Origin of the sequence: Halomonas sp. DP8Y7-3 (assembly GCF_019801675.1) — a bacterium.
GTDB classification, from domain to species: Bacteria; Pseudomonadota; Gammaproteobacteria; order Pseudomonadales; family Halomonadaceae; genus Halomonas; species Halomonas litopenaei_A.
The window spans coordinates 1-17132 of record NZ_JAHVIO010000019.1 but is presented as its reverse complement, the minus strand read 5'-3'; the positions used below and the strand labels follow the sequence as shown (position 1 = coordinate 17132).

The 17132-nt window shown below is 62.6% G+C and carries 13 protein-coding genes and 1 pseudogene; 1 reads left to right on the top strand and 13 read right to left on the bottom strand.

The features are described from left to right. Window positions 1-37: 37 nt before the first annotated feature. From KUV86_RS17700 to KUV86_RS17645, 12 genes are all read right to left on the bottom strand, one after another. Window positions 38-1210, bottom strand: coding sequence for a mannitol dehydrogenase (locus tag KUV86_RS17700; RefSeq protein WP_224907600.1), 1173 nt, complete (start codon window positions 1208-1210; stop codon window positions 38-40). After that, window positions 1207-2868 carry a UxaA family hydrolase gene (locus tag KUV86_RS17695; RefSeq protein WP_222485973.1) on the bottom strand — a complete coding sequence of 554 codons (1662 nt, stop codon included), beginning with the start codon at window positions 2866-2868 and terminating at the stop codon, window positions 1207-1209. The genes KUV86_RS17700 and KUV86_RS17695 overlap by 4 nt, the downstream gene beginning before the upstream one ends. Window positions 2869-3027: 159 nt before the next feature. Then, window positions 3028-4101: a zinc-binding alcohol dehydrogenase family protein gene (locus KUV86_RS17690; RefSeq protein ID WP_224907601.1), complete on the bottom strand. Its 1074-nt coding sequence runs from the start codon at window positions 4099-4101 to the stop codon at window positions 3028-3030. Next, the gene (locus KUV86_RS17685) at window positions 4098-4949 is read right to left on the bottom strand and encodes a fumarylacetoacetate hydrolase family protein (protein ID WP_222485971.1); all 852 of its coding nucleotides are present in this window, start codon (window positions 4947-4949) and stop codon (window positions 4098-4100) included. Before KUV86_RS17685 ends, KUV86_RS17690 begins: the two co-directional genes overlap by 4 nt. A gap of 89 nt (window positions 4950-5038) precedes the next feature. Continuing rightward, a complete protein-coding gene (locus tag KUV86_RS17680) occupies window positions 5039-5788 on the bottom strand; it encodes an SDR family oxidoreductase (RefSeq protein ID WP_222163263.1) in 750 nt (249 codons plus the stop codon). Between the two features lie 790 nt (window positions 5789-6578). Beyond that, a complete protein-coding gene (locus KUV86_RS17675) occupies window positions 6579-7181 on the bottom strand; it encodes a cytochrome P460 family protein (RefSeq protein WP_206944536.1) in 603 nt (200 codons plus the stop codon). A gap of 642 nt (window positions 7182-7823) precedes the next feature. Then, the gene (locus tag KUV86_RS17670; RefSeq protein WP_222485969.1) at window positions 7824-8978 is read right to left on the bottom strand and encodes a fumarylacetoacetate hydrolase family protein; all 1155 of its coding nucleotides are present in this window, start codon (window positions 8976-8978) and stop codon (window positions 7824-7826) included. A gap of 193 nt (window positions 8979-9171) precedes the next feature. Continuing rightward, the gene (locus tag KUV86_RS17665; RefSeq protein ID WP_222485967.1) at window positions 9172-10599 is read right to left on the bottom strand and encodes an FAD-binding oxidoreductase; all 1428 of its coding nucleotides are present in this window, start codon (window positions 10597-10599) and stop codon (window positions 9172-9174) included. Window positions 10600-10729: 130 nt separating this feature from the next. Further along, window positions 10730-11986, bottom strand: a complete 1257-nt coding sequence (locus KUV86_RS17660; protein ID WP_206944529.1) for a TRAP transporter large permease — start codon at window positions 11984-11986, stop codon at window positions 10730-10732. Beyond that, window positions 11983-12474: a TRAP transporter small permease gene (locus KUV86_RS17655; RefSeq protein WP_206944527.1), complete on the bottom strand. Its 492-nt coding sequence runs from the start codon at window positions 12472-12474 to the stop codon at window positions 11983-11985. The genes KUV86_RS17660 and KUV86_RS17655 overlap by 4 nt, the downstream gene beginning before the upstream one ends. A 128-nt stretch (window positions 12475-12602) precedes the next feature. Next, window positions 12603-13691 (bottom strand): TRAP transporter substrate-binding protein, encoded by a 1089-nt coding sequence (locus KUV86_RS17650; protein WP_224907602.1) that lies wholly within the window; start codon window positions 13689-13691, stop codon window positions 12603-12605. A 79-nt stretch (window positions 13692-13770) separates the two neighbouring features. Beyond that, window positions 13771-15108, bottom strand: a complete 1338-nt coding sequence (locus KUV86_RS17645) for an L-fuconate dehydratase (RefSeq protein ID WP_222485965.1) — start codon at window positions 15106-15108, stop codon at window positions 13771-13773. Between the two features lie 227 nt (window positions 15109-15335). On the opposite strand from KUV86_RS17645, the gene KUV86_RS17640 reads away from it, so the two are divergent. Further along, window positions 15336-16253, top strand: a complete 918-nt coding sequence (locus KUV86_RS17640) for a LysR family transcriptional regulator (protein ID WP_222485963.1) — start codon at window positions 15336-15338, stop codon at window positions 16251-16253. 417 nt (window positions 16254-16670) lie between these two features. Here the strand turns inward: KUV86_RS17640 and KUV86_RS17635 are convergent. Beyond that, window positions 16671-17132, bottom strand: a pseudogene (locus KUV86_RS17635) (aldehyde dehydrogenase (NADP(+))); the annotation flags it as partial.

The window sequence follows — 17132 nt, the reverse complement described above, 5'->3', positions numbered from 1 at the left end:
CATAAGCCTCTGGGCCTGCATCGTATCTGCTGTCAGCCTATTGCGCTGATGGCGGGGTCGCTCTCGTGTCTCTCGTGTGTGGCGCAAGGGCTGCAGCGAGGCGAGGCAGCGCTCTGCCTTGGCGTCTTGCTATGGCAAGCACAGGCGCCAGTCTTCGCTCCAGCTTCTGTTCATGATTCTGGGCAATATCGACCAGCTGGTGGTCCAGCCAGGGGTTGCAGAAGCGCTCGATGATGCTGTCGACGTACTCGTCGAGCGCCATCCCCGGGTACTCATGATCGAGCACCGGCACGACTTCCTCTCTCAGCATCGCAATGAGTTCACCGCCGAGTCGCGGATCCTCCATGGCCTGGCGCACTAGCGGCAGCTGCTCCATCACCCCCAGCTGCCGCGCTCGCGCCACCAGCCACGTATGGGCCAGGTTCAGCAGATGAAGCTTGCGACGTTCATAGGGGCCCAGGTCCTCCACCAGCAGCACATCGTCATGCCGAAAGGGAAGTGTCAGCCCGTCCACCTGCTGAATCGCCCACAGGCCATAAGGCTCAGCCACGGCGCCCACCGGCTCAAGCTCGGCGGACACGATACGATCCACCAAGGTAGGCACCCAGACGCACTCAGCGGTGAGCCATTGCTCGAAGGCGGCATCCTGATAGCTGTCCCGGGCCAGGCCCAGCACCACGTCTCTGAGCACGCCGGCATTGTCGGTCAGCAGTTCACAGGGGAGCAGCGCGACCCCGGGGCGATCAGCGTCGAAGCGTGCCTTGAGCAACTGGGTCAGCTTGGCAGGAAAGCTGACCGGGCATGGCGCCAGCGGGCTGTCTCCGGTGGCGACGAGATAACCCGATTCGCTGGTGTTGGAAACCACATGGGTGACGTCGTTGCAGAAGGTCCGGTGTACCTCCGCCCAGTCCTCCGTGGCCACCAGCGAGCGGGTGATGCTGTCGACAGCGAGCCGTGTGTCGATCAGCTCGCCGTGGCGTCGTCCGCGCAGCTGAACCGGATAGCTTGTTGCCTGGGCGAGGGCGCGGGCCTTGCCGCGACCGGCAGGGCGATCGGAGGTCTGTACGGCGATGATCTCGACGTCACCACCGGCTGAGCGGGCCTGACTGGCGAACAGGTCGACGTGGGCGAGCAGGAAACGTCCCACGCCGAACTGCATCAGCGTCGCCGGAGGCAATGTCGCCGGTGTCTCTGTCGGCGCCAACGTCACAGTGAGACTCCCCGCTTCCAGGGGATGAAGTCATGTTGGGCGAGGCCTACCGCACGGGTGGTGTAGCGCCCGGAGGCGGTCTCGATGCACAGTGCCAGCAGCGCATCGGCCAGCTCGTCGATGGACGTCTCCCCGCGGATGACAGCGCCAGTGTCGAAATCGATGATATCGGACATGCGCTGTGCCAGCTCCGAGTTGCTGGCGACCTTCAAGGTAGGGGCGACCGGGTTGCCGGTCGGCGTGCCCAGTCCGGTGGTAAAGATGATCAGGTTGGCGTGGGAGCCCGCCAGGGCGGTCGTGGACTCGACATCATTGCCAGGGGAGCAGAGCAGGGCAAGCCCCGTCCGAGTGGCCGTCTCGGTGTAGTCGAGCACTTCCACCACCGGGCTGTCCCCGCCCTTCTTGGCGGCCCCTGCAGACTTCATCGCATCGGTGATCAAGCCATCGCGGATATTGCCCGGTGAGGGGTTCATGGAAAAGCTCGCGCCGACGGCTTCGGCGTGTCGCTGATAGGCCTGCATCAGGCTAGAGAAGCGTTCGGCGGTGGCATCATCGACACAGCGGGCCAGCAGCTCATGCTCCACGCCACACAGTTCGGGAAATTCGCTGAGAATCCCGCTACCCCCGAGGGTGACCAGGCGATCGATGGTGCCCCCGACCACCGGGTTGGCAGACAGACCGGAGAAACCATCGGACCCGCCGCATTCGACGCCAATGCGCAGCTTGGAAAGGGGAGCCGGCTGACGGGTCACCTGGTTGGCCTCTTTGAGGCCGTCGAAGATAGTGCCCAGCGCGCGCTCGATCAGCGCATCTTCGCTGTCACTGGCCTGCTGCTCAAGATAGTGTACCGGCCGCAGGCCGTTGGGATCCTTGGTGGCGACCGCCTGCCTGAGCATGGCGATCTGAGCCTTCTGGCAGCCCAGGCTCAACACGGTAGCGCCTGCCACATTGGGATGGGTGATGTACCCGGCGAGCAGATTGCACAATGCCTGGGCGTCGTCGTCAGTGCCGCCACAGCCCAGGGTATGGGTGAGGAAGCGCACCCCGTCGACGTTGGGGAAGGGAGACGTCAGCGGAGCCGAGAGACTGGCGGACGTGTCGCCGTGCAGCATGGTGCGCGCCAGCTGCTTGTAGTCGCGGAAAGGATCGTCACCAAGGGCGTCGGCAACGCATTGGCGCAGCACCTCAATGTTGCGGTTTTCGCAGAATACCAGGGGCACGACAAGCCACAGATTGGCCGTGCCGACGTTGCCATCCGGGCGATGGTAGCCATCAAAGGTGGTGCCGTCGAAACGCGAGACATCCGGTCCCTGCCAGCTCTGACGACGGCTGACGGGCGTGTCCGAATGGGTAAAGTGTTCAAGGTTGTCGGTACGAATCGCACTACCCTTGGCGATGGCTCGGGTGGCTTTTCCCACGGTCACACCGTACATGGTGACGATGTCGCCCTCGGCGAGGTCCACCAGGGCAAACTTGTGCTTGCGGCGGATCGCCTCCACCAGGGTCAGCGAACCCGCTTCATCTTCGATTTGCTGCCCCACAGCAAGATCACGCAAGGCCACGCGGACGTTGTCGTCGGGGTGCACGCGCAGGCTTTCCTGCGGCAGGTCGGTGGCGATGGTCGCGGTCGAGGCGCGGTGGCTGGCTTGCGTGGTCATGATAGGGATGTCCTCATCGTCACGGTCAATACTGTCGTTATGTGTTGAGAAGCTGGGTATGGCCAGGCGCCAGAAAGAGGAGCGATAGCGCGTCTGCCTTGAGCTGGCTCATAGGTGTCCTGGCCTGGCCTGGCCTGGCCTGTCTTGTCGTGTTGTGTCCTAGGACTGATCCGCTGTGCTGTCGGGCACGCTGATCATCGCCTTGATCACCCCGTTGCTGCTGTCGCACCACTGCGCCATGGTGTCCGGCAGCTCGCATAGCTCGGCGCGGTGGGTAATCATCGGGGAGACCTTGAGCTGGCCAGTGGCCAGCAGGTCAATCACCCTGGCGAAGTCTTCACCGGTGGCATTGCGGCTGGCCAGCAGGGTCACTTCCTTGGCGTGGAAGTCGGGGTCATGAAAACGGATGTCGGCCTTGACCAGGCTGACCAGCACGTAGCGTCCGCCGTGGCCCACCAGCTCGAACCCCGCCTCCATGGCAGCGGGATTACCGGTGGCATCGAACACGACGTCGGCCAGGGCACCTTGGTTAAGCTGTACAAGCTGTTGCGCCGGGTCGTCCTGTCCCACCAGTAGGGTGTCATGGAAGCCAAGCGCCTCGCGGCAGAAGGCCAGTCGCTCGGCATTGCTATCCAGTACCACCACCCGCGCGCCCTGGGCACGAGCGACCTGGGCCACGCCGATACCGATGGGTCCGGTGCCGACAACGGCAACCAGGTCGCGCTCGGTGACGGCGGCGCGGCGCACCGCGTGGGCGCCGATGGCCTGGCATTCCACCAGCGCCAGCTCATCCAGCGTCAGTGTCTGGCAAGCAACAAGATGGCCGATGGGGACCGTGAGCCACTCGGCCATACCACCGTCCTGATGTACCCCGACGACCTGCATCTGCTGGCAGCAGTTGGTGGTGCCGCGCTGGCATGCGCGGCACTGGCCACAGTGAAGATAGGGAATCACGTAGACCTGCTGCCCCAGCAACTGCGCCCGCAAGGCCCCCGGCACGTCATCGGCCAGGGCTTCAACGGTGCCGGCGAGCTCATGTCCCAGAACCCTTGGGTAGGAAAAATAGGGCTGACGACCGGAGAAGGCATGGATATCGGTCCCGCAGACGCCGATACGCTGAATGCGCACCAGCGCTTCCCCGGCGTCAGGCCGGGGAAGGGGGCGCTGTTCCAGTCGCAGGTGACCGGGCTCGACACAGACGGCGACATCCATGTGGGCGGCGGGGGTGGTCATGCCAGCGGATCCGCGATGACCTTCTGGGTCTGCTCGCCCAGCCCTTCGATACCGAGGCGCATGGTCTGGCCCGGGCGCAGGAAGACCGGTGGGTTCTGGCCAAGGCCAACGCCTGGGGGAGTGCCGGTGGAGATGACATCGCCCGGCTGCAGGCTCATGAAACGACTCAGATAGCTGACCAGGAAAGCGACCTGATACACCATGGTCTTGGTGCTGCCGTCCTGATAGCGCTTGCCGTCTACTTCAAGCCAGAGGTTGAGATCCTGGGGGTCAGCGACTTCATCCTTGGTGACCAGCCAGGGGCCCAGGGGGCCGAAGGTGTCGCAGCCCTTGCCCTTGTCCCAGGTGCCGCTGCGCTCGAGCTGAAACTCACGCTCCGACACGTCATTGACGACGCAGTAGCCGGCAACATGCTCGAGTGCCTCCGCTTCGTCGATATAGCGACCGGCCTTGCCGATGACAACACCGAGCTCCACTTCCCAGTCCGTCTTGCTGGAGTCGCGGGGAATCATGACATCGTCATCGGGGCCGCAAATAGCGCTGGTCCACTTGTTGAAGATGACCGGTTCCGGCGGTACCTCAGCACCACTCTCTGCGGCGTGATCGGCGTAATTCAGGCCGATACAGATAAACTTGCCGACGTTGCCGACGCAGGGGCCGATACGAGTATCGGCAGGCACCAGGGGAAGTTGCTCAAGATCCAGGCGGGCGATTTTCTCCAGGCTTTCACGACCCAGTGCTGCGCCGGAAAGATCGTCGAGGACGCCTGACAGATCGCGAATGCGGCCGGCTTGATCAAGGATGCCTGGCGCTTCTTGTCCTGGGTTGCCGAATCTCAATAGTTTCATGGGTGGTCCTTGTGCGTTGTGGTGTCAATGACAGGGCGTCGATGTTAGGGCGGCGAAGTGAGGCGCCGAGACCTCATGGTCGATTGACGTCAGGCTAGCCAGCCTCCATCGATGATCTGACAGGTGCCGGTGGTATAAGCCGATTCGTCTGAGCCCAGGTAGACGGCCAGTGCCGCGATTTCGTCCGTCTTGCCCAGTCTGCCCATGGGCTGACGATCGAGAAAGGCTTGGCGTACCTGAGCTTCGTCCTGGCCCAGCGCGTCGGCTTGAGCGCGAATACGTTCGCTCAGGGAAGGTGATTCGACGGTCCCCGGGCAAATGGCGTTGCAGCGAATACCATGGGTGACGTAGTCCGCCGCCACCGAGCGTGTCAGGCCGATCACGGCAGCCTTGCTGGTGCCATAGGCGAAGCGTCCCGGCACCCCCTTGAGGCTGCTGGCAACCGACGCCATGTTGATGATGCTGCCGCCGCCCGCGTCCAGCATACCGGGAAGAAAGGCGCGAAGGGTGTGGTACATGGCAGTAACGTTGATCGCCATGGAGCGCTCGAAGGCGTCTTCCGAGCATTCGAGCAGACTACCGCTGTGCACGTAGCCCGCGCAGTTGAACAGAATATCCAGGCCTGGCAGTGAGTGCTTGAGGGCGTCAATGGCACTTGGCTGGGTCACGTCCAGGTGATGGCAGTGAAGACGGGGCGTGCCGGCGAGATCCTCCAGCTTGCTCACGTCGATATCGGTGGCGTGGACCTCGGCGCCCTCTGCCAAGAAACGTTCGACGGTGGCGCGTCCAATGCCCTGACCTGCGGCGGTGATTAAGGCGGTCTTTCCTGACAGGCGCATGGCAACTCCTGTAATCCGGGTCATCGTTGTTGTGAATCGTTGTGGACCTCGTTGCTCGGCGACAGCGACCTGCTGACCCGCCGCAACCGCGGCGAGAGTTCAGAGGCAACCTCAGTCCTTTTCTTCACTTCTCCCGCCGGCCCGTGACAGTGCTCTTCTGCTGTCTCGCAGCTCGGTCATTGCTCGGCCATTCCTCAGTCACGGCTCGGCCATTCCTCAGTCACGGCTCGGCTATGCCTCAGTTATGCCTCAGTTATGGCTCGGCGGTGTCGTCATGCAGCACCTAACAGGGCATCGCGACTTGCTTATGGTGGCCGTGACGCTGGGATTTGCCAGGGCGAGCCCTTTTGTTCGACGTTAGTCTTGGTGGTATGACAGGATGCTAGCATGATGGTAGGTGCAGTATGGCGTAGCGACGAGAGATTGCAATTGCCTGAACGGGTCGACTTTGGTCGAGCCTGATCATCGCGATACGGCGGCAACCACCCATGCGAGGCTTCACTTCAAGGGGCTTAGGTGGACTGAGTCGAGGGTGAAAGGGCTGGGTTTGAAAGAGCTGAGCTTGAAAGGGCTGGGCAAAGAACTGGGGTGAGAGGGCGGGTGAATAAGGATCTCTTCGGCGCAGTGGCCATGGCCGCAGCAAAGCGCGGCGACCGGCGCCGTCAGAAATAAACAGCAGGCGTCAGTAAAGAAAGGTCGTTGTCGTAAAAAAAGAGGCGGCCGTAGGTGGCCGCCAGAAGGGCAGGGAACCGGTAAGCGTCAGGCGCTAAGGTGGAATTTGTCAGTCAGGCTATGGGGTGGTGCCCAGTTGGGACTGCGTGCCGCCGCCTGCGTCTACACCAGCACCCTTGCCCGCTGTCAGCACGGGGTAGTACTGGGTGAAGACGAAGTCGTCTGCCGCCGCTGCCGCATGGCAGGCGTTACAGGCGGCGGTGGGAAAGGGGGCCGCAGTCTCCTTGAGGCTTGAGTGATCCGGCGTCGAGAAACTGTAGTAGGCCCAGTTGCCTGGCTCGTCCGGGAAGTGCTCGCTGCTCTTGATGGTGGCCTCGAGGCCGATGTACTCACCCATGAAGTAGCCGTTGCCACTGGCGGCCTGCTTGCTGCCGACGCTGATCAGCTCCTTGACCATGATCGCGCCATCGCGAAACTCGCCAGTCTCCTTCCAATGCTCCCAGCTTTCCGGATCAAGATAGACGGCATGGAATTCCGGGAAAGGGGCCTTGCCATTGTTCATGTCATTGGGGGTCAGCGGGGTCCCCACGAACACCCACTCGCGGAAGCCGGTAGGCCGGGTCAACTCCCCGTCCTTGATCTCGAAGTAGGTGTCGGCCAGGGCGCTGGTAGCCATCAGGCCTGCAGCCATGGCGGCTGAGTAGCGCAGCAGGTTGAGCATGGTAGTTCCTCCTTGATCGCCCTTGCGCAGGGGACGGCCTTGTAGGCCTGATGTCGCCTCGCTTGTGGGCTGTGCACGGTAGTCGGTCGGTCATAAGGCTCTTGGCTGGCCTTTTGGATTCGGTCCGGTTCCTTTGTCAGTGATTGCCGGTCAGTAATTGCCGGTCATTAATTGCCGGTCAGTAATTGCCGGCCAGTGATTGCCAGCCAGTGACTTTCGGTCGGTCGTTTCCGGTTTGTCGTTTCTGGTCAGGCGTTTCCGGTTGCTCTTTTAGGAGCGCGTGCGTAGGCGGCTTGCGCTGCTTGGCTATGTCGCTATGTCGCTATGTCGCTATGTCGCTATGTCGCCATGTCGCCATGTCGCCATGTCGCCATGGGAGCAGCGAGTGCGGCCGCGGGCGCCCGGTGTCGTGGAAGGTATACGTCAAGCTCGAAAAGGCAGCTACGGGTGGTGCTGGAACTCGCATACTGCATGCGAGATTTCTGTAGTATCCGCGCGGTTCAGCTCAGAGTTAGCGGCCGTTGGGGAGACGCGGTGTAGGCACCGCTATAACGAAAAAAGCCCCGTCGCGAGACGAGGCAAAAGGGAGTGGGAGGCGCTGTCTGTGGACCCGAAGAGCCAACCGAAGCGCCATATCAAGGGCTAGCCGCGGCGCTGATGCTTCAGCCAGGCGCGGATGCCATAGGTCCAGGGGGGCAACCGATCGGAGCGCTGGACCTCGTTGGTCAGGGCGCCGAGGCGTGGCGTCGAGATGGTGACACGATCACCCAGATGATGGGTAAAGCCCTGGCCGGGACCATCGCGATCCTGGATGGGCGAGAACATGGTGCCAAGGAACAGCATGAAGCCATCCGGGTACTGGTGGTGGTCGCCAATGGTCTGGCTTACCAGGTCCAGCGGATCGCGACTGATCTCACGCATGTCGCTGGCGTCTTCCAGCAGGAAATCATCGTCCCCCTCGATACGCAGACTGACCATCGCCGAGCGCACGTCATCCATGGAGAAGTGTTCGTCAAACAGGCGGATGAAGGGGCCGATGGCGCAAGACGCGTTGTTGTCCTTGGCCTTGCCCAGCAACAGCGCGCTGCGTCCCTCGATGTCGCGCAGATTGACGTCGTTGCCCAGGGTAGCGCCGCGGGCGTTGCCGCGGGCGTCGACTGCGAGCACGATTTCCGGTTCCGGGTTGTTCCAGTGTGACGACGGGTGCAGGCCGACGGCAGCACCGTGGCCAACGGCGGACAGCGGTTGAGCCTTGGTAAAGACCTCGGCATCGGGGCCGATGCCGACCTCCATGTATTGCGACCAGGCGCCTCGGGACTGCAGCTCTGCCTTGAGCGCCATGGCCTCGTCCGAGCCAGGACGGATCTTTGACAGGTCGCCGCCGATGACGCGCTTGAGTTCTTCTCGAAGCTCACCGGCACGGGCGGCGTCGCCGCCGGCCTGCTCTTCGATCACTCGCTCAAGCAGGCTGACCGCGAAGGTCACGCCGCAGGCCTTGATGGCCTGGACGTCGCAGGGGGCGAGCAGGTAAGGGGCGCTGGAGGAGCCAGCGTTGTCGAGTAGGCGGTCCAGAGCCCCCAGGGACTCGCCCTCGGCGTTGGCTACGATATGTGCAGCGTCATCTCGCTCCAGCAGGTCAGCCATCACGTTGACAGTGGCGGACAGGTCGATCACCTCACCATTGCGCACCGTCACGACGACAGGGCCGCGCTGATCATCACGCCAGACTCGGCCGACCAGCAGGGCGCGCTCGGCGTCTTGCGGCAGCACGTCGTGGGCAGAAGGCAGGCTATTCATAGGGGCATCCTTTGGTTCGTTTGTCAGTTCGCGTTGCTATATGTCGCGTCAGCCGCTCGAGCGTCACATGGGGCAGGGCGTGTCTCGGCCCTGACCACTTTTGGCTTAACTAGCTCTTAACTAGCTCTTAACTATGTCTGAACTATTTCTCACCTACCGCTTACCTATCGCTTACCTATCGCTTAGCCCTGGCTCAACCCTGGGTACGCGGCAGGATGCGTCCAGGGCACATCAGGCCACGTGGATCGAGAAGTCGCTTGAGGCCGCGCATGATGTCGTGTTCCGGGGCGGACAGGCTCTCGAGGAAGGGAGGCTGCTTGACGCGGCCGATCCCATGCTCGGCGCTGATGCTGCCGTTGTACTCGCCGACAATGGAGAAGATCTGTTCCTCCAGCTCGTGCAGCAGGCTGCGCTTGGCGTCATCGTCCAGGTGGCCGGGAGGCAGGATGTTGAAGTGCAGGTTGCCGTCGCCGACGTGGCCATAGGCAATGACCTGGGACTCCGGTGACGACTCGAGCACCGCTGCCTCCGCCTGAGCATGAAACGCTGGCAGCTGGGAAATGGGCAGGGAAACATCCGTGCGCAGGTGTTCACCACGGCGCTGCTGGCCCTCGAGCATGGCCTCGCGCAGCTGCCACAGCTGGGCGGCCTGGGTCTCGCTGGAGGCCAGCACGCCATCGTCGAGCAGGCCGTCTTCCATACCACGCTCGAACAGCGCTTCGATCATCGCATCCAGATCTGCTGGCCCACTGGCGGCCACCTCCATCAGCACATACACCGGATGGGCACCGTCCAACGGGTCGGGTAACGTTGCATCGGCTTCGAAGGCCAGCTCCAGGCAGGCGCGGGGAATCAGTTCGAACGCCGTCAACAGATCGCAGCAGTGGCGGCGTGCCTGGGCGTAGAGCCCGAGCACGGCCTCGACGCTGGGACAGCCGATCAGGGCCGTGCGGGTGACCTGGGGACGAGGATAGAGCTTGAGCACCGCTCCGGTGACAATGCCAAGGGTCCCTTCGGCGCCGATGAACAGCTGCTTCAGATCGTAGCCGGTGTTGTTCTTGTGCAAGGCCTTCATGTCGGTGAGCAGGCGACCGTCGGGCAGTGCCACCTCGATGCCGAGTACCAGCTGGCGCATCATGCCATAGCGCAATACGTTGAGACCGCCGGCGTTGGTCGCGATATTGCCACCGATCTGGCAGCTGCCCTGGGCGCCCAGTGATAGCGGGAAGGTCAAATCCTGTACCTCAGCGGCTTCCTTCACGGTCTGCAGAATGCAGCCTGCATCGACGCTCATAGTGAAGTTGAGGGGGTCGATCGAGCGCACGCGATTGAGGCGCTCGAGGCTGATCACCAGCTCAGGCACATGGCTGTCCGGCAGCGCACCTTCCACCAGGCCGCTGCCACCGCCCTGAGGCACCACCGGAATATCGTGACGATGGCAGTAGCCAAGCACGTCCGCCACCTGCTGGGGTGTGTCGGGCCGGGCGACGGCCAATGGCAGGCCACCGCGTGCTCCGGCCCAGTCGACCAGGTAGCGCTCCATGTCGCTCGTCTCGGTCAGTACCCCCTTGTTGCCGAGGGTCTGTACGAGGAATTGCAAAAGAGGATCGTGGGGGCTCATATGGGCCAACTCCGCTTCGTGGGCGATGGATCGTCGCCCTCCAGTGTCTTGACGAGACAGGCGCTCGGTCGCATCGCTAAAGGGGGCCAGGGCGCCGGTTTTCCGGGCGCCCTGGGTTGTTCACGCTGGCTCACTTGAACCACAGCACCAGTCCAGGGAAGAGCAGGAAGAGCACCAGCAGCGCCACCAGGGTGAAGTAGAAGGGCAGCAGGCTCTTGACCAGGCTTTCCATGCCCACCTTGCCAACGCCACAGCCGACGTAGAGCACGGTTCCCACCGGCGGCGTGATCAACCCGATGCCCAGGATGAAGGACATCAGCACGCCGAAGTACACCGGATCGATACCCAGCTTCACGACCACGGGGGTCATCAAGGGGGCCAGGATCACCATGGCGGGAGTCAGATCCATGAAGAAGCCGACGATCAGCAGGAAACCGGAGAGGATCAACAGCAGCAGCAGCTTGTTCTCGGTGATGGCGGACAGGCTGACCACCAGTTGCTGCGGGATCATGTTGGCGGTCAGCAGCCACGCCAGCACGCTGGCAAAGGCCAGCAGCAGCATGACCACGCCGGTGAGGCGGCCGGTGGCAATGCACAGCTCGAAGAAGCGCTTGAGGGTCAGGCTGCGATAGACAAAGAATGACACCGCGAAGGCGTAGACCAGCGCAATAGCCGCGCTCTCGGTCGGTGTGAAGACGCCGGTCAGGATCCCGCCGACGATGATGACCGGCAGCAGCAGTGCCAACATCGCGTCCTTGAGCGCGCTGGCAAGCTCAGGAAAGGAAAACGCCTGACCTTTGCCGTTCTTGCGCGACTGCACGTAGGTGGTTCCTGCCAGTGCCAGGGTGATCAAGATGCCTGGCACGATACCCGCCAGGAACAGCTGCGAGATCGAGGTATTGGTCACGACCCCGAACAGGATCATCGGAATCGATGGAGGAATGATGATACCGACCACCGACGCCGCCACTACGATGGCGGTCGCCATGGAAGCGGTGTAGCGGTGCTGCTTCATCGGCTCGATCATCATGCTGCCTACGGCCGAGGCATCCGCCACGGCAGAACCACTGATGCCGCCGAAGAACATCGAGGTCATGACCGCGACCTGCCCAAGCCCGCCTGCCACGAAGCCCACCAGGGCGCTGGCCAGACGTACCAGGCGCGTGGCAATGCCGCCTTCACTCATGACCTCGCCCACCAGGATGAACAGCGGAATGGCGAGCAGCGGGAACGAGTCGAGACCATTGACCGCCTGGTCGACGATGGGGGACAGCGAGTAGTCCGAATAGAAGAAGATAAACAGGCTGATGGCCCCAAGACCAAACGAAATCGGCATGCCGATGACGATGCAGATCGCGAGACCGATCAGGATGCTCCAGAGGATCATGGTTCAGATCTCCTGCACAGGGCCACCAGGGCGAGGGTATTGGCGATCAGGGTCAGGCCAGCCATGACCGGCATGGCGCTGTACAGCCAGGTCTTGGGAATGCCGAGCATCGGGGTCGAACTGGTGTAGCCCGAAATCAGCTCCTTGAAGCCAATCAGGATGCAGGCACAGACCAGGTAGATCACCGCGACTGCGGCAAATCCGAGCAGGCGACGCAGTCCCGCCGGGGCGAGGTCCTTGAAGTAGGTGACGGCCACGTGCTCTTTCTCGAGGCTGCCGAGACCGGCACCGAGCAGCACCAGCCAGATGAACATGACGCGCGACATCTCCTCCGCCCAGGCGTAGGAGGTGTTGAGCACGAAGCGACCGAACACGTTGGCGGTCACACAGAACACGACGCCGAGGACCAGCAGGCCAACGGCCACACGCAGCGTCGTGATGAGCCATCCCAGAATGCCCGGGGTGGTCGTGGAAGATAGGGTGGTCATGGGTCACCTCCGTGGTGACAACAGCACCGCCGCCGCGGGCGGCGGCAGGGCTTGGCGCCACAGCACGGTGCTGTGGCGCCAAGCCCTGTCATGGACGTTCGTGGGTCCGCATCCAGTGTCGTGCCGACTTACTGGGACACGGCGCGGATATCGTCGATCAGCTCGCCGCCAATCTTGTCGCGCCAGTCGTCATAGACCGGGGCCAGGGTGTCCTGGAAGGTGGCCACCTGTTCCGGCGTCAACTCGGTGATGGTCATGCCCTCATCGATCAATTCCTGCTTGATCTGCCCGTTCAGGGTGCGGCTGACATGGCGCTGGTAGTCACCCATCTCGCCAGCGGCTTCGACCAGCAGCTGCTGGTAGCTCTCCGGAAGCTTGTTCCAGAAGCGCTCCGACACCAACGTGATGAACGGCGTATAGACGTGGTTGGACTCGGTCGCGTAGCCCTGCACTTCGTTGAACTTGGACGACTGGATCGTGATCCAGGGGTTCTCCTGGCCGTCGACCACGCCCTGCTCCAGTGCGGTAAACAGCTCGGCGAAGGACATCGGTGTGGGGTTCGCGCCCAGAGTCTTCCAGATATCCAGGTGGATCGGATTCTGCATGGTGCGGACCTTGAGGCCGTCCAGATCGTCAGGCGAGTCCACCGCCGTCTGGCTGTTGGTCAGCTGGCGATAGCCGTTCTCGGCCCAGCCGATGGCCTTCAGGCCGTTGGTGCTGGCCACCTCGAGCATGCTGTCGCCGATCTCGCCGTCGAGCACCTCATCCGCCACTTCCGGGGTCGGGAACAGGAACGGCAGGTCGAACACCGCGAACTGAGGGAACATGTTGACCAGGGGAGAGGTCGACGGGGCGGTCATTTCCAGCGTGCCTGACTGCAGGGCGCTGACGGCCTGCAGGTCGTCACCCAGCTGGGCGCTGTGGAACAGCTCGACCTGGATGTGGCCGTCACTGCGGGCCTCGACGATGTCTTCGAAGTACTCGAGTCCGCGATACTGCGCACCGGACTGGGTGGTGCCGATGCTGAACTTGAGGGTGTAGTCGTCGCCGTCGCCCTCGACAGTGCTACCGGAGACCTCGGGAATCGGCGGCATTTCCGTCGCCGCCTGGCTGGTGGCGGCGAAGCCCGCGGCCAGCGACGCGACGGTCAGGGTTGAGATCGCCAGCTTGAGTCGGCTAAGAGCGAAGGGGCCTTGGGGCATTGTGGTTGTTGTCATGGTGCTCTCCTTTCAGAGGCGGTGGTGAGTGGCATGCTGGCCCATCCGACAGGGTGGGATGGGCCGGGGTGGGCGCGATTCAGGCGTCTTGCCAGGCCGCGCCTTCGGGGAATTGGTGGGCGTCGAGGGATTCCGCCTTCATGGTGATGCTGTAGCCGGGCGCCTCGGGTACCAGGTAGCGGCCGTGGCGAATGCGCACCGGATCGATGAAGTGTTCGTGCAGGTGGTCGACGTATTCGAGCAGGCGACCTTCGAGGGAGCCAGAGACCGCAATGTAGTCGAACAGCGAAATATGCTGGGTGTATTCGCACAGGCCGACACCGCCGCCGTGGGGGCAGATCGGCACGCCGTACTTGGCCGCCAGCAGCACCACGATGATCACTTCGTTGAGGCCGCCGAGACGTGCGGCGTCCAGCTGGCAGTAATCGATGGCACCTGCCTGGAGCAGCTGCTTGAACATCACCCGGTTGTGGCAGTGTTCGCCGGTGGCAACGCCGATGGCGCCCGGCTGCTTGCCCTGGGAGGGACCGAACACGCCGCCACCGAGACGTCGACGGATCTCGGCGTGGCCGAGGATATCGTCAGGACTGGTCGGCTCTTCGATCCAGTGCGGATTGAATTCGGCCAGACGGCGCATGTTGACGATGGTTTCGTCCACATCCCACATCTGATTGGCGTCCATCATCAGCGTGCGCTCTTCGCCAATCTCTTCGCGCAGAATGGCGGCCCGGCGACGATCTTCCTCGATGTCCCCACCGACCTTCTGCTTGAAGTGCTCCCAGCCCTCGGCCAGGGCCTCGCGGCAGAGCCTGCGCATCTTTTCTTCTGAGTAGCCCAGCCAGCCAGCGGATGTGGTGTAGCCGGGATAACCGTCGGCGCGCATCTCGGCTTCGCGATCCGCCTTGGTGGCGGCATTGCGGCGGAGCAGGGCAATCGCTTCTTCCGGGGTGATGGCATCCGTGACGAAGCGGAAGTCGAGGCAGCGCACCAGCTCTTCCGGCTGCATGTCGACCAGTAGCTTCCAGATCGGCTTGCCTTCGTGCTTGGCCCACAGGTCCCACAGCGCATTGACCAGGGCGGCGCTGGCCAGGTGCATCACCCCCTTTTCCGGACCCAGCCAGCGCAGCTGGCTATCGCCGCTGGTCAGTTCTCGCCAGAAGGCGCCCATGTTCGCGGTGATGTCTTCCAGCCGACGCCCGACCAGGGTCGGCGCCAGCGCCTTTACCGCAGCGACGCAGAGGTCGTTACCGCGGCCGATGGTAAAGCTCAGGCCATGGCCTTCGGTCTCCTGGTCGGTGTGCAGGATGACATAGGTGGCGGAGTAGTCCGGGGCCTCGTTCATGGCATCGGAGCCATCGAGCTGGCGGGATGTGGGGAAACGAATGTCGCGGGCGTCCACGCGGGTGATGGTGGTCATGCTGGCGGCCTTGTCATTGATGTTGTTGAAAGGCAGGGCTCGATATCGCATCCATTAAGCGCTGTGAAAACGATGAAGAGAGAGACCTGTCAGAAAAATCTGTCGTGATATGTAGTGGCGTAGGGAGAGTCTAATCAGACAGAAAAAAGACCGGCCAATGGAAGTTTTTGTCGTGCCGATAACCACAGGTTATCATGCGTGAATACCGACCCCTCCGGAGGCACGCAATGGCCCATGATAGCGGCGTTCACGTCAAGACGTGGCTGCGGGTAAAACATATGATGTTGCTGGTTGCTTTGGACGAAAGTCGTAACATGCATGCCGCTGCCAGACAGCTAAATATCAGTCAGCCGGCCGCCAGCAAGATGCTCAAGGACATCGAGGGCTTTCTCGGTCTGCCGCTGTTCGAGCGTGAACCAGGGCGGATGGAGCCGACTGCCGCCGGTGAGACAGTGCTGCGCTATGCCAGAAGGCTATTGAACGATACCGATCGGCTGGTAGAAGAGCTGTCTTCCTTGCGCGAGGGCGGGCATGGCCGGTTGGCGCTGGGCTCAGTACCCGGTGCAGCACCAGTGATGCTGCCCCACGCCATGGCCGCCTTGAAACGCCAGCGACCGCGTCTGGCGATCTCGTTGATGGAAAACTCAAGCGACAGGCTGTTGGTGGACCTGGAGTACAAGTTGCTGGATGCGGTCATTGGCCGATATACCGACCCCTCCCAGCGCCACCTGTTCGATTTTCTGCCGCTGAAGGAAGAACCGGTATCGGTGGTGGCGCGTCCGGAGCATCCGCTGTGCCAAGGGGTGCCAGAGCTTGCCGAGGTGGTGCGTTGGCCCTGGGTATTGCATCCCATGGCCAGTCCCATGCGCGGCCTGTTTGAAGCGGCACTGGCCGAGGCGGGTGTCGCGTCACCGCGCAACGTCATCGAAACCACCTCAACCCAGGCGTCGCTGCAGCTGGTGGCGTCATCGGACACCCTGTCGGTGTTGCCGAGTTCGGTGGTCAAGACCGCCTTTTCCCAGGGTCGCTTTGCGGTGCTGCCGCTGACCATCGGTGAGCCGCTTGGTTACTACGGCATCCTCACCCGCAAGAATGAGCCTTGGCCACAAGTGTTGAAGGAGCTGGTGCAAGAGCTGACCGGATAGACCGGACGCAGACGCAATACAGCCGCCCGCTTGTTCAAGTCTTGGGAGCCGGGGCATCGGACGATGTCAGTGCGCAATTTCAGCACAATAGGCAAAGAGACACCAAGGCTGACAGGATGACCTGAGCGCATCATTCCAACGTCAATGCTTCGCGGAAATTCGGTATAAAGGGCAGGAAAAGGCACCGCTGACATGGCGGATGTAAGGGGGAAGCTTCAGCTTGATCGATAGCGGATGTCGCCGCCTGATGTTCGTCATTCAGACGATAGCGTTCGCTAAAAGGGGCCGGCGAGCCTGCCAAAGGGAAAGCACAACCTGGGATAAGGGAGAAACAAGGACCGGCGTGATATGCCGGTCCTTGCAGTACGACGTATTGCCGAATCATCTACCTTGCTGCTAGATGAATGGCGGCAAGTCTCAGGCCTCGCGCTGGCCATCCACCAGACGACTGAGCTTGAGCGGATTGCCGTCTTTCAGCGCATCAGGCAGCAGGCTGTCGGGCAGGTTCTGGTAGCACACCGGACGCAGGAAGCGATGAATGGCAGCGCTGCCCACGGAGGTGGTACGCGAGTCCGAGGTCGCCGGGTAAGGGCCACCGTGAACCATGGCGTGACATACCTCGACACCGGTCGGCCAGCCGTTGGCCATCACTCGGCCAGCGCGGCGCTCGAGGATCGGCAGCAGACCACGGGCGGCGTCGACGTCGCCATCGTCCATCTGCAGGGTGGCGGTCAGCTGGCCTTCCAGGCCTTCGGCCAGAGCCTTGACCTCATCGAGGTCGGCACACTGCACCACCAGGGAGGTGGAGCCAAACACTTCCGCCTGCAGGGCGTCATCCTTGAGGAAGTCCTGGGCGTCGGCCACGAACAGCCCTGCCTG

Coding starts and splice junctions, on each gene's coding strand:
- KUV86_RS17655 (WP_206944527.1), bottom strand. CDS start 12,474: ATGACCACCCTATCTTCCACGACCACCCCGGGCATTCTGGGATGGCTC.
- KUV86_RS17690 (WP_224907601.1), bottom strand. CDS start 4,101: ATGACCACCCCCGCCGCCCACATGGATGTCGCCGTCTGTGTCGAGCCC.
- KUV86_RS17665 (WP_222485967.1), bottom strand. CDS start 10,599: ATGAGCCCCCACGATCCTCTTTTGCAATTCCTCGTACAGACCCTCGGC.
- KUV86_RS17650 (WP_224907602.1), bottom strand. CDS start 13,691: ATGACAACAACCACAATGCCCCAAGGCCCCTTCGCTCTTAGCCGACTC.
- KUV86_RS17660 (WP_206944529.1), bottom strand. CDS start 11,986: ATGATCCTCTGGAGCATCCTGATCGGTCTCGCGATCTGCATCGTCATC.
- KUV86_RS17685 (WP_222485971.1), bottom strand. CDS start 4,949: ATGAAACTATTGAGATTCGGCAACCCAGGACAAGAAGCGCCAGGCATC.
- KUV86_RS17695 (WP_222485973.1), bottom strand. CDS start 2,868: ATGACCACGCAAGCCAGCCACCGCGCCTCGACCGCGACCATCGCCACC.
- KUV86_RS17675 (WP_206944536.1), bottom strand. CDS start 7,181: ATGCTCAACCTGCTGCGCTACTCAGCCGCCATGGCTGCAGGCCTGATG.
- KUV86_RS17640 (WP_222485963.1), top strand. CDS start 15,336: ATGGCCCATGATAGCGGCGTTCACGTCAAGACGTGGCTGCGGGTAAAA.
- KUV86_RS17670 (WP_222485969.1), bottom strand. CDS start 8,978: ATGAATAGCCTGCCTTCTGCCCACGACGTGCTGCCGCAAGACGCCGAG.
- KUV86_RS17645 (WP_222485965.1), bottom strand. CDS start 15,108: ATGACCACCATCACCCGCGTGGACGCCCGCGACATTCGTTTCCCCACA.
- KUV86_RS17680 (WP_222163263.1), bottom strand. CDS start 5,788: ATGCGCCTGTCAGGAAAGACCGCCTTAATCACCGCCGCAGGTCAGGGC.